The sequence below is a fragment of the Methylobacterium sp. WSM2598 genome (assembly GCF_000379105.1).
In the GTDB taxonomy this organism is placed as follows: domain Bacteria; phylum Pseudomonadota; class Alphaproteobacteria; order Rhizobiales; family Beijerinckiaceae; genus Methylobacterium.
This window is the reverse complement of record NZ_KB900609.1, coordinates 1,233,765-1,246,111: the sequence shown is the minus strand read 5'-3', so window position 1 is coordinate 1,246,111 and position 12,347 is coordinate 1,233,765. Positions and strand designations below refer to the sequence as shown.

The 12,347-nt window shown below is 71.7% G+C and carries 8 protein-coding genes and 1 pseudogene; 6 read left to right on the top strand and 3 right to left on the bottom strand.

What is annotated here, in order from left to right; all coding sequences use genetic code 11:
* Position 1 precedes the first annotated feature (1 nt).
* Positions 2–364 carry a glycine cleavage system protein GcvH gene (gene gcvH / locus MET2598_RS0105960; RefSeq protein ID WP_012333309.1) on the top strand — a complete coding sequence of 121 codons (363 nt, stop codon included), beginning with the start codon at positions 2–4 and terminating at the stop codon, positions 362–364.
* 19 nt (positions 365–383) lie between these two features.
* A complete protein-coding gene (gene gcvP, locus MET2598_RS0105955) occupies positions 384–3,224 on the top strand; it encodes an aminomethyl-transferring glycine dehydrogenase (protein ID WP_018260204.1) in 2,841 nt (946 codons plus the stop codon).
* A gap of 270 nt (positions 3,225–3,494) precedes the next feature.
* On the opposite strand, the gene nifA is transcribed toward gcvP, so the two are convergent.
* The 3 genes and pseudogenes from nifA to MET2598_RS36015 all read right to left on the bottom strand — a co-directional run bounded on the left by nifA (position 3,495) and on the right by MET2598_RS36015 (position 6,787).
* Positions 3,495–5,375 (bottom strand): nif-specific transcriptional activator NifA, encoded by a 1,881-nt coding sequence (gene nifA / locus MET2598_RS0105950; RefSeq protein WP_018260203.1) that lies wholly within the window; start codon positions 5,373–5,375, stop codon positions 3,495–3,497.
* A gap of 302 nt (positions 5,376–5,677) precedes the next feature.
* Positions 5,678–6,208 carry a carboxymuconolactone decarboxylase family protein gene (locus MET2598_RS0105945; protein WP_012333312.1) on the bottom strand — a complete coding sequence of 177 codons (531 nt, stop codon included), beginning with the start codon at positions 6,206–6,208 and terminating at the stop codon, positions 5,678–5,680.
* Positions 6,209–6,219: 11 nt separating this feature from the next.
* Positions 6,220–6,787, bottom strand: a pseudogene (locus tag MET2598_RS36015) (peroxiredoxin).
* Positions 6,788–7,110: 323 nt separating this feature from the next.
* Here MET2598_RS36015 and MET2598_RS0105935 point away from each other — a divergent pair.
* The 4 genes from MET2598_RS0105935 (at position 7,111) to nifD (ending at position 12,261) form a co-directional block, all read left to right on the top strand.
* A complete protein-coding gene (locus MET2598_RS0105935) occupies positions 7,111–7,998 on the top strand; it encodes a hypothetical protein (RefSeq protein WP_018260201.1) in 888 nt (295 codons plus the stop codon).
* Positions 7,999–8,017: 19 nt separating this feature from the next.
* On the top strand, positions 8,018–8,860 hold the full coding sequence (modD, locus tag MET2598_RS0105930) for a ModD protein (protein ID WP_018260200.1): 843 nt from the start codon (positions 8,018–8,020) through the stop codon (positions 8,858–8,860).
* Positions 8,861–9,677: 817 nt separating this feature from the next.
* Positions 9,678–10,589, top strand: a complete 912-nt coding sequence (gene nifH, locus MET2598_RS0105925; RefSeq protein ID WP_018260199.1) for a nitrogenase iron protein — start codon at positions 9,678–9,680, stop codon at positions 10,587–10,589.
* A 154-nt stretch (positions 10,590–10,743) separates the two neighbouring features.
* Positions 10,744–12,261 (top strand): nitrogenase molybdenum-iron protein alpha chain, encoded by a 1,518-nt coding sequence (gene nifD / locus MET2598_RS0105920; protein WP_018260198.1) that lies wholly within the window; start codon positions 10,744–10,746, stop codon positions 12,259–12,261.
* Positions 12,262–12,347: the final 86 nt, after the last annotated feature.

Here is a 12,347-nt window from a genome sequence, read left to right as displayed (position 1 = left end):
GATGCTGCGTTTCACCGAAGACCACGAGTGGCTGAGGCTCGAAGGCGACGTCGCCACGGTCGGGATCACCCGGCACGCGGCCGAGCAGCTCGGCGACCTCGTCTTCGTCGACCTGCCGAAGGTCGGGACCACCCTGAGCAAGGGCGCGGCGGCGGCCGTGGTCGAGTCGGTCAAGGCCGCCTCCGACGTCTACGCGCCCCTCGACGGCGAGGTGACGGAGGCGAACGACGCGGTCGTCGCCGCCCCGGAGACCGTGAACCAGGATCCGGAGGGCGCGGGCTGGCTCTACCGGATGCGGCTCGCCGACCCGTCCAGCCTGGACGCCCTGATGGACGAGGCGGCCTACGCCGCGCTCCCGAAATAGGAATCGAGGAGCCGCGACCATGGCCGCCTACGACCCCTACGACTTCGCCAACCGCCGCCACATCGGCCCGACGCTCGGCGAGATGGCCGAGATGCTGGCCCGCGTCGGCGCGCCGAGCCTGGAGGCGCTGATCGACGAGACGCTGCCGGACGACATCCGCCAGAGCGAGCCGATCGAGTTCGGCCGGCCGCTCACCGAGCGCCGCGCCATGGAGCGGATGCGCGCGGTCGCCGACAAGAACCGGCTGCTCGTCTCGCTGATCGGCCAGGGCTACCACGGCACCACGATGCCGCCCGCGATCCAGCGCAACATCTTCGAGAACCCGGCCTGGTACACGGCCTACTCGCCCTACCAGCCGGAGATCAGCCAGGGCCGCCTGGAGGCGCTGCTGAACTTCCAGACCATGGTCTGCGACCTCACCGCCCTCGACATCGCCAACGCCTCGCTCCTCGACGAGGCGACCGCGGCCGCGGAGGCGATGGGCATGGCCCAGCGGGTCGCCACCGCCAAGGCCGACGCCTTCTTCGTCGACCGGGATTGCCTGCCCCAGACCATCGCGGTGCTGCGCACCCGGGCGGCGCCCCTCGGCTGGCGCATCGTCGTGGGCGACCCCTTCCGCGACCTCGATCCGCGCGCGGTGTTCGGCGCGCTGTTCCAGTATCCGGGCGTGAACGGCGCCGTCCACGACTTCGCCGGCCCGATCGCCGCCCTGCACGCGGCCGGGGCCATCGCGGTGGTGGCGGCCGACCCCCTGGCGCTGACGCTCCTGCGGGCGCCGGGCGAGATGGGCGCCGACATCGCCGTCGGCTCGATGCAGCGCTACGGCGTGCCGATGGGCTACGGGGGCCCGCACGCCGCCTACATGGCGACCCGCGACGCCTACAAGCGGGCGCTGCCGGGCCGCATCGTCGGCGTCTCGGTCGATGCGCGCGGGCGGCGCGCCTACCGCCTCGCCCTCCAGACCCGCGAGCAGCACATCCGCCGCGAGAAGGCGACCTCGAACATCTGCACCAGCCAGGTGCTGCTCGCCGTCGTCGCCTCGATGTACGCGGTCTATCACGGGCCCGAGGGGCTGAAGGCGATCGCCCAGCGCGTCCACCGCGACGCGGTGCGCCTCGCGGACGGGCTCGCGCGCCTCGGCTTCACGGTCGAGCCGGAGACGTTCTTCGACACCGTGACGGTGGCGGTCGGCCCCTTCCAGGGCATGATCCTGCGCAGCGCCGTCGAGAACGGGGTCAACCTGCGCCGGATCGGCGAGGACCGCATCGGCATCACGGTCGACGAGCGCACGCGTCCGGACATTATCCAGGCGGTGTGGCGCGCCTTCGGCGGCACGGACCTCGTCTACGACGAGGCCTGGCCCGCCCCGCGCCTGCCCGCCGGGCTCCTGCGGACCTCGCCCTACCTCACCCACCCGATCTTCCACATGAACCGGGCCGAGAGCGAGATGACGCGCTACATGCGCCGCCTCGCCGACCGCGATCTGGCGCTCGACCGCACCATGATCCCACTCGGCTCCTGCACGATGAAGCTCAACGCCACGGCCGAGATGCTGCCGATCTCCTGGCCGGAATTCGCCGAGATCCACCCCTTCGCGCCCGCCGACCAGGCCCGGGGCTATGCCGAGCTGATCGAGGATCTCTCGGCCAAGCTCTGCGCCGTCACCGGCTACGACGCGATCTCGATGCAGCCGAATTCGGGCGCGCAGGGCGAGTATGCGGGGCTCCTCGCCATCCGCGGCTACCACCTCGCCCGCGGCGAGGGCCACCGCACGGTCTGCCTGATCCCCTCCTCGGCCCACGGCACCAACCCGGCCTCGGCGCAGATGTGCGGGATGAGCGTGGTCGTGGTCGCGGCCGACCCGCAGGGCAACATCGACGTGGACGATTTCCGCCGCAAGGCGGCCGAGCATGCCGACCGGCTCGCCGCCTGCATGATCACCTATCCGTCGACCCACGGGGTGTTCGAGGCCCGGGTGCGGGAGATCTGCGACATCGTCCACGCCCATGGCGGCCAGGTCTACCTCGACGGCGCCAACCTCAACGCCCTGGTGGGGCTCGCCCGGCCGGGGGACATCGGGGCGGATGTGAGCCACCTCAACCTGCACAAGACGTTCTGCATCCCGCACGGCGGCGGCGGCCCCGGCATGGGCCCGATCGGCGTCAAGGCGCACCTGATCCCCTACCTCCCGTCCGATCCGCGCAGCGGCGAGGCGGGCGCGGTCTCGGCGGCGCCCTTCGGCTCGGCCTCGATCCTGCCGATCTCCTGGAGCTACTGCCTGATGATGGGCGGGCGCGGGCTCACCCAGGCGACGCGGGTGGCGATCCTCAACGCCAACTACATCGCCAAGCGGCTCGAAGGCGCCTACGCCATCGTGTACGCGGGCGCGAACGGCCGCGTGGCCCACGAGTGCATCGTGGACATCCGCCCCTTCCAGAAGAGCGCCGGGATCACCGTCGAGGACGTCGCCAAGCGCCTGATCGATTGCGGCTTCCACCCGCCGACGATGAGCTGGCCGGTGGCCGGCACGCTGATGATCGAGCCGACCGAATCCGAGACCAAGGCCGAGATCGACCGCTTCTGCGACGCGATGCTGTCGATCCGGGAGGAGATCCGGGCGATCGAGGAGGGCCGGGCCGACCGGGCGAACAACCCGCTGAAGCAGGCCCCCCACACCGTGCAGGACCTGATCGGCGCCTGGGAGCGGCCCTATTCCCGGGAGGCGGCCTGCTTCCCGGCCGGCTCCCTCGGCATGGACAAGTACTGGCCGCCGGTCAACCGCGTCGACAACGCCTACGGCGACCGCCACCTCGTGTGCAGCTGCCCGCCGGTGGAGTCCTACGCGGAGGCGGCCGAGTAGGCGCATCCGGGGGGCCCGCGGGGGCCCCCGGCCTCATGCGCCATCCGGTTGATTGCTTCGCAATGCGGATGTCGGCTTCGCTCAGGCGCCGCGCGGGCTTGTGATCCGGGACCCGCTTCGATCAAGCGGATCCCGTATCATCCGCCATCCGGTTGATGGCTTCGCCATCTCCCATTTCGGCCATGCGGATGTCGGCTTCGCTCAGGCGCCGCGCTCAGGCGCCGCGCAGGCTCGTGATCCGGGATCCGCTTCGATCAAGCGGATCCCGGATCAGATCCGCTTGATGTCGATGCCGTGCTTGCGCAGGGCGTAGCCGATCTGGCGGGGCGTGATCTTGAGGAGGCGGGCGGCCTTGGCCTGCACCCAGCCGGCGCGCTCCATCGCCTGCAGCAGCTGCTCCCGCTCGGTCGGGCGCGGCCGCACGACCGGGCAGGTCTCGGCGCCCGGGCAGGCGGCGGGCGGCTCGCCCTCGGCCGCCGGGGGCGACGCGTCCGGGCTCATCGGCACCGGGATCGCGGCCGCCGGAGCGGCGACCAGGGCCGCGCCCGCGGGCTTCTGCGTGCTGCCCTTCCAGAGCACCGCCGAGAGGCATTGCCCGCTCACGCAGGCGAAGTCCCGCGCGGTGATCACCTCGCCGGCCGCCAACGTGGCCGTGCGCCGGACGCAATTCTCAAGTTCGCGCACGTTGCCGGGAAAGTAGCACTTCTGCAGCACGTCGAGCGCGGTCTGCGCGAAGGCGAGCTTCGACTTGTTCTCGGCATTGTAGCGGGAGAGGAAGGCCCTCGCGAGGTCCGGGATGTCGCCCTGGCGCTCGCGCAGGGGCGGCAGCAGCAGCGACACCACGTTGATGCGGTAGTAGAGGTCGGCGCGGAAATCGCCCTTGGCGACCGCCTCCTCCAGGTTGCGGTTGGTCGCGAAGACCAGCCGCACGTCGACGCGCAGGGTGCGGTTGCCGCCCACGCGCTCGAACTCCCCCTCCTGCAGGACGCGCAGCAGCTTGGCCTGGAAGGTGGCGCTCACCTCGCCGATCTCGTCGAGGAAGAGCGTCCCGCCATGGGCGAGTTCGAACCGGCCCTGGCGCGTCCCGACCGCGCCCGTGAAGGCCCCCTTCTCGTGGCCGAACAGCTCGGATTCGAGCACGCTCTCGGCGAGCGCCGCGCAGTTCACCCGCACGAAGGGCTTGCCCTTGCGGGGCGAGAGGTCGTGGATGGCGCGCGCGAAGAGTTCCTTGCCGGTGCCGCTCTCGCCGCGCAGCAGGACCGTGGTGTTGGAGCGCGCCGCGACCTCCGTCATCGCGACGAGGCGCTTCACCTTCTGGCTCTCGCCGATGATGCCGACCGACGAGGAGGTCGCGCTCGATTCGGCGAGCGCCTTCTCCAGCCGGTGGGTCTTGGCGATGAGCTGGTCGCGGTCCTGCGCCACCGTGTTGTGCAGCCGGACCGCTTGGCCGACGAGGTTGGCCACCATGGTGAGGAAGCGCGTGTCCTCGTCGAAGCGGAAGCGCGCGCTGCCGTCCCAGATCCGGTCGATCGAGAGCGTGCCGAGGACGCGCGAATCCGCCTTGATCGGCACGCCGATGAACGAGACCGTGGCCTTGCCGGCATCCTCGAACAGGTCGAGATGGCCCGCGAAGAGCGGGTCGGCGGCGACGTCCTGCACCACCAGCGGGGTCGCGGTGGCGACGATCTGGTCGATCGCCTTCTGGGGCACCCGCGCCCGGATGTGGTGGGCGACCTGCGGCGTCCAGCCGGTGCTGGAGACGATGTCCGGCCCGCCCTCCCGGTCGAGGATGACGATCATGCCGTGATGCATGCTCAGCATCGAGGACAGGATGTTGACCACGTTGGCGAGGGTGACTTCGAGGCGCCGCGCCGCGGTCAGCACCTTGGAGATCTCGTAGATGCCGATCAGCGCCACCTCGGGCGAGGTGCCCCGCGCGGCCGGGCGGGGCGCCGGGGACGGGCTCGCGGCGGGGCTCGGCGCGGGGGATGGGGGCGGGCTCGGCGGGGCGGCCCGCGCTCTCGGCGCCTGCGGCGCGGGCCGCGGCGGTTGCGGCTGGCTTTGCGCGAGCCGCGCCGGGACGACGCGCTCCACCATCGCGTAGGCCGCGTCGATCCGGGTGGGGAGGAAATCCGAGTCGTACCGCTCCATCGTGGTGCGCTCCTGGGACAGACCCGCCCGCCGGCAGCGCCCCGCCGAGGCGGCGCCGGTGGTGGTCGGATTGTGGATTGATCCGCGGCCGTCCGGCCCGGCTTGGCGCGGGGGCGATGCCCCCGGCGAGGGCGGAGGGCTCGTCTCCCCTGACGCGAGCGGCTCCGGGCCGTGATGGGAGCATTGCGCCGGCGCCCCGTCCTTGATCTGGCGCAAACCGAGCGGAGCCGCCCGCGCCGCGCCGGCACGGCGCCGGCGGCCATGCCGGCGGCCATGTCGGCGGCCATGTCGGCGCACGCGGCTCAGGCGGCGGCGCGGACGCTCTCCAGGGCGACCGCCAGCGAGGCGACGACCGCGGCGACGCGCACGGCGGCCTGGATCGCCTCCTCGCCGACCCCCGCCTCGCGCAGCACCTGCTCGTGCGCGTCGATGCAGCGCCCGCAGCCGTTGATCGCCGAGACCGCCAGCGACCACAGCTCGAAATCCGCCCGCGCGACGCCCGGATTGCCGATGCTGCTCATGCGCAGCTTCGCCGGCCGCGTCGCGTAGGCCGGGTTCGAGGCGAGGTGGGTGAAGCGGTAGTAGACGTTGTTCATCGCCATCACGGTGGCGGCGGCCTTGGCGGCCGCGAGCGCCGCCGGGGAGAGGCGCGGCGCCGCCTCCGCCTCCAGGGCGCGGGCCAGGTCCGGGTTGCGGCTCGCGAGCCCGCAGGCGACGAGGAGCCCGTCGCGCTGCTGGGCCGTCAGCGTCTCCTCGCGGCCGAGGCTGGAGAAGTTGAGCCGCACGTCCTTGGCGTAGGGCGGGAGGCTCTGGAGCAGGGCGTCGAGGGTCATCGCCGCCTCCCTCAGGCGGCCTTGAGGACGCCGCCGCCGACCTCGCGGTTGCAGGGGCAGAGCTCGTCGGTCTGCAGCGCGTCGAGCACGCGCAACGTGTCCTTGGGCGCGCGCCCGACATTGAGGTTGGTCGCGTAGACGTGCTGGATCACGTTGGCGGGGTCGACCACGACGGTGACGCGATAGGCCACGCCCTCGGGCGAGCGCACGCCGAGCCCGTCGATCAGGCTGCCCTTCGGATCCGCGAAGGACCAAATCGGCAGCCGGTCGAGATCCTTGTGGTCGCGCCGCCAGGCCAGCTTGACGTGCTCGTTGTCGCTCGATCCGCCCAGCACCACCGCGTCGCGGTCCTCGAAGTCCGGCGCCAGCTTGGCGAATTCGGCGATCTCGGTCGGGCACACGAAGGTGAAATCCTTCGGGTAGAAGAAGATCACCTTCCACTTGCCCGGGCCACTTGCCCGGGAAGCTGTCCCGCGTGAGGGCCTCGAAGGCCGAGACCCCGTTCTCCTGGTGATGATTGAAGCCGGGCTTGACCCCGACGACCTCGAAGGCGGGAAGCGTGTCACCGATGCCGAGCATGTTCGCATCTCCGGGAGCGCTGTGAGGGGGAAACCGGTCCGGCCGGGGCCGAGGGCCTGCTTCAAGCCCCGTGCCAGGGGCGATCTCCTTGGAATTCAACGGATTCCATTCTGCGCCGGCCGTGTCGGATTCCGGACACGCGCGGGGCGCGGGGTCCGGTTCGTGTCGGATTCCCGACAGGGGCGCGCCGGGCGCCGGGGGCCCGAAATCCCCGCGCCCGCAGGGGGATTCGGGCCCGCGGCGGGTCCGGGCGGCGCTGGCACGGGCGTCGCAGTGGGGGCCGGGCGCCCGCGCGCGGCGCCGCCGCGAGCCCCGGAGGCCGGATGCAGACCGTGAACAGCTTCGCGCCGGCCGGCCGGGCGCCGGTGGCGATCGTGCTCGGCACGAACGACGTCGCCACCGCGGTGGCGCACGCGCTGCACGGCGCCGGCTACGGGGTCGTGCTCTCGCGCGACGCGGCCCACCCGGTGCTGCGCCGGCGCATGGCCTTCGACGAGGCGCTGGAGACCGGCCGGGTCGAGATCGAGGGCCTGGAGGCGGTGGCCGCCGACACGCTCGTGCAGATCATGATGGCCTTCCTCGACCGCCGCTTCGTCTGCGTCACCACCATGGAACTCGGCGACCTCGTCTGCCTCGGGCTGATCGACGTGCTGGTGGATGCGCGGATGCGCATGCGCCACCTCGCGGCCGATATCCGGCCCTACGCGCGGCTCACCATCGGGCTCGGCCCGGGCTTCACCAGCGGCCGCACGGTCGACGCGGCGATCGAGACGGCGCCGGAGGCGGTGGGAATCGTCCCGCCGGCCGGCTCGACCCTGGCGGCGCACGGGCGCTCGGCCCTGCTCGGCGGCGCCGGGCGGGAGCGCTTCGCCCGCGCGCCCCGGGACGGCCTCTGGCGGACGCGGGCCGAGATCGGCGACGCGGTGCGCGCCGGCGAGAGCCTCGGCACCTGCGCGGGGATCGCCGTCGCGGCTCCCCTCTCCGGCCGGCTCCGGGGCCTCGTGCGGGACGCGACCGATCTGCGCGCCGGGACCAAGGTCGCCGAGGTGGATCCGCGCCCGGACGGCGAGGCGTCCTGGCTCGGTATCGCCGACCGGCCCCGGCGCATCGCGGCCGCGACCCTCGACGCGATCCGCACCCTCGACGACCTCTGCGCGTCCGGACAGGATCGTGCGGGGGCCCGGGGCGGGCCGCGCATCTGGCACAGCTGACGAATCCGGAGAGAGGGCGATGAGCAGCCTGTGGTGGTCCGATGCCCTGATCGATCGCTGGCTCGCGGAGGACGTGCCCCACGGCGACCTGACCACGCGCGCCCTCGGCATCGGCGAGCGCCCGGCGCGGATGCGCTTCAGCCTGCGGGCGGCCGGGACGGTCTGCGGCACGGAGGCCGCCCTGGCGCTCGTGCGGCGGGCCGGCGGCGAGGGCGCGGTGCGGGCGGCCTCCGGCAGCCGCGTGCCGGCGGGCGGCGTCCTCCTCGACGCGACCGGCCCGGCGGGGGCGCTCCACGAGAGCTGGAAGGTGGCCCAGACCCTGATCGAGGCCCTGTCCGGGATCGCCACCGCCACGGCCGCGATCGTGGACGCGGCCCGGGCGGTGGCGCCCGCCATCGCCGTGGTGACGACGCGCAAGACCCTGCCGGGCGCCAAGGGGCCGATGATCGCGGCGATCCGGGCGGGCGGGGCCGAGCCGCACCGGCTCGGCCTGTCCGAGACCCTGCTGGTCTTCCCCGAGCACTGCGCCTTCCTGCCCGACCCGGTCGCCGCGCTGACGGCCCTTCGCCGCGCCGCGCCCGAGAAGGCGATCGTGGTCGAGGTCACCGGCCTGGAGGAGGCGCGCGCGCTCCTGGCCGCGGGGCCCGACATCCTGCAATGCGAGAAGCTGCCGCCCGAGACGGCCGCCGCCGTCAAGGCCCTCGCCCGGGCGGCGGGCGGCGTGACCCGGGTCGCGGCGGCGGGGGGCGTGACCGCCGCGAACGCCGCCGCCTACGCGGCAGCGGGCGCCGACATCCTGGTCACCTCCGCGCCCTACTGGGCGAAGCCGGCGGACGTGAAGGACGCGATCGAGGCGGCCTAGGGGGCTGCCGTCCGGTTCGGCGGGGACGCGATCCGCCACCCCGCGCGCCGACCCCGCCGGACCGGAGAACCGCCCGACGATCGCCTGCCTGATGATCCTGAACCGGTCTCGCAGGGGAAAGCGACGGGGCGGGCCGGACGCGGCACGCGCACCGCGCCTCCGAGGCCGACGATCGCTCGTCCGGCTCCGCCGTGATCCGATCTCCGGCAGATCATGGCGCGCTGCCTGCCGCAGCCCCATCCTTCCCCAGCGTGAGAAAAGGTCGGGAGGCCGTGATCCGGGATCCGCTTGATCGAAGCGGATCCCGGATCACGCGCCTGCGCGGCGCCTGAGCGCGGCGCCTGAGCGAAGCCGACATCCGCATTGCCGAAATCGGAGATGGCGAAGCAATCCGTCGGATGTCGTATGACATGACGGCCTCGTGAGCCGTTCCTCGATCTCGGTCCCGGCCGGGCAGGTCCGCGGCCCCGGACACATGCTTGAGGTCCGGCGGGGTGATGGTTCCGGACGGCGCGCGGTCTTCAGCCTCTCCGCACGAGGAACGCTGCGCGGCCGCAGCGCCCCCTCCCGGCCGCGCCCGCATCGCGCGCGCCGCCCTCTCCCGCCGCCGGGGCTGTCGGAGTTTGTCGGGTTCCCAACAGCCCGGTGGCGTCTGCGCCAATCCCCCTCTGCTGCCATAAGCTACTGAGATGATGGCAGAAACATCGTCCGAAAGCGCTGGCACATCGCTTGCGCAAACAGGGTGCGACGGCGGCGGAAGTCGCTGCCGGCCGTGACATCGGGTGCGATGTCGCCACCTACCAAGCGGGGTTCGACCATGGCTGGTCTGCGCCAAATCGCGTTCTACGGGAAAGGGGGGATCGGCAAGTCGACCACCTCCCAGAACACCCTCGCCGCCCTCGTCGAGATGGGTCAGAAGATCCTGATCGTCGGCTGCGATCCGAAAGCCGATTCCACGCGCCTCATCCTCAACGCGAAGGCGCAGGACACCGTTCTCAGCCTCGCGGCCGAGGCCGGGTCCGTCGAGGATCTCGAACTCGAGGACGTCCTCAAGATCGGCTACAGGGGCATCAAGTGCGTCGAGTCCGGCGGTCCCGAGCCGGGCGTCGGCTGCGCCGGCCGCGGCGTCATCACCTCGATCAACTTCCTGGAGGAGAACGGCGCCTACGAGGACGTCGACTACGTCTCCTACGACGTGCTCGGCGACGTGGTCTGCGGCGGCTTCGCCATGCCGATCCGCGAGAACAAGGCCCAGGAAATCTACATCGTCATGTCCGGCGAGATGATGGCGCTCTACGCGGCCAACAACATCGCCAAGGGCATCCTCAAATACGCCCATTCGGGCGGCGTGCGCCTGGGCGGGCTGATCTGCAACGAGCGCCAGACCGACCGCGAGCTCGACCTCGCCGAGGCCCTGGCCAAGCGCCTGAACTCGCAGCTGATCCACTTCGTGCCGCGCGACAACATCGTCCAGCACGCCGAGCTGCGCCGCCAGACGGTGATCGAGTACGCGCCGGCCTCCGCCCAGGCGGCCGAGTACCGCAAGCTCGCCCAGAAGGTCCACGAGAACGGCGGCAAGGGCACCATCCCGACCCCGATCACCATGGAAGAGCTGGAGCAGATGCTGCTCGACTTCGGGATCATGAAGACCGAGGAGCAGCAGCTCGCCGAGCTCGCCGCCAAGGAAGCCGCCAAGGAAGCCGCCAAGGCCGCGGCCGCCGTCCACTGATCCGACGCGCCACCGGGAGCGGCCGCGGCCGCTCCCCCGCGGCTGCTTCCCGCGGCCGCGGCCGCTCCCGCGCGGCTGCTCCCCCGCGGCCGCTCCCTCCCGGCGCGCGGCTCGACGGCCGCCCCGGCCCTGCCAGCACGGAAGGTCGACTGCCATGAGCCTCGATTACGAGAACGACGGCGCACTCCACGAGAAGATCATCGAGGACGTGCTGGCCGCCTACCCCGACAAGTTCGCCAAGCGCCGCCGCAAGCACCTCTCGGTCGCCACCCCGGCCGGCGCCGAGGAGACCGCGCCCGCGGAGGAGACGCTCCTCACCGAGTGCGACGTGAAGTCCAACATCAAGTCCATTCCGGGCGTCATGACCATCCGGGGCTGCGCCTATGCCGGCTCCAAGGGCGTGGTCTGGGGACCGGTCAAGGACATGGTCCACATCTCGCACGGGCCGGTCGGCTGCGGCCAGTATTCCTGGTCGCAGCGCCGCAACTACTACATCGGCACGACCGGGATCGACACCTTCGTGACGATGCAGTTCACCTCCGACTTCCAGGAGAAGGATATCGTCTTCGGCGGCGACAAGAAGCTCGACAAGGTCATCTCCGAGATCGAGAGCCTGTTCCCGCTCAATCACGGCGTCACGATCCAGTCGGAATGCCCGATCGGCCTGATCGGCGACGACATCGAGGCGGTGGCCAGGAAGAAGAAGAAGGAGATCGGCAAGACCGTGGTGCCGGTCCGCTGCGAGGGCTTCCGCGGCGTGTCGCAGTCCCTCGGCCACCACATCGCCAACGACGCGATCCGCGACTGGGTGTTCGAGAAGCAGGACGGCGAGATCGCCTTCGAGGGCACGCCCTACGACGTCAACGTGATCGGCGACTACAACATCGGCGGCGACGCCTGGGCCTCCCGCATCCTGCTGGAGGAGATGGGGCTGCGCATCGTCGGCAACTGGTCGGGCGACGCCACCCTGGCCGAGATCGAGCGGGCCCCGAAGGCCAAGCTCAACCTCATCCACTGCTACCGGTCGATGAACTACATCTGCCGCTACATGGAGGAGAAGTACGCGATCCCGTGGACGGAGTACAACTTCTTCGGCCCGTCCCAGATCGCGGCCTCGCTGCGCAAGATCGCCAAGCACTTCGGCCCCGAGATCGAGGAGAAGGCGGAGGCGGTGATCGCCAAGTACCAGCCGCTCGTCGATGCCGTGATCGCCAAGTACGGCCCGCGCCTGAAGGGCAAGAGCGTCATGCTCTACGTCGGCGGCCTGCGCCCGCGCCACGTGATCACCGCCTACGAGGATCTCGGCATGGAGATCGCGGGCACCGGCTACGAGTTCGCCCACAACGACGACTACCAGCGCACCGGCCACTACGTGAAGAACGGCACGCTGATCTACGACGACGTCACCGGCTACGAGCTGGAGAAGTTTATCGAGAAGATCCGGCCCGACCTCGTCGGCTCCGGCATCAAGGAGAAGTACCCGGTCCAGAAGATGGGCATCCCGTTCCGGCAGATGCACTCGTGGGACTATTCGGGCCCGTACCACGGCTACGACGGGTTCGCGATCTTCGCCCGCGACATGGACCTGGCGATCAACAACCCGGTCTGGGGCCTGTTCGACGCGCCCTGGAAGGCGAAGCCGGCCCCGGCGTTCCTGGACGCCGCCGAGTAGCACCGCGCCTCGCGGCGCCCCCGCCGCGGGCTCCCCTCCCGTGTGTTCCGACCGATGCGCGCCGCCGTATGGCGCGGCCGCGAGCC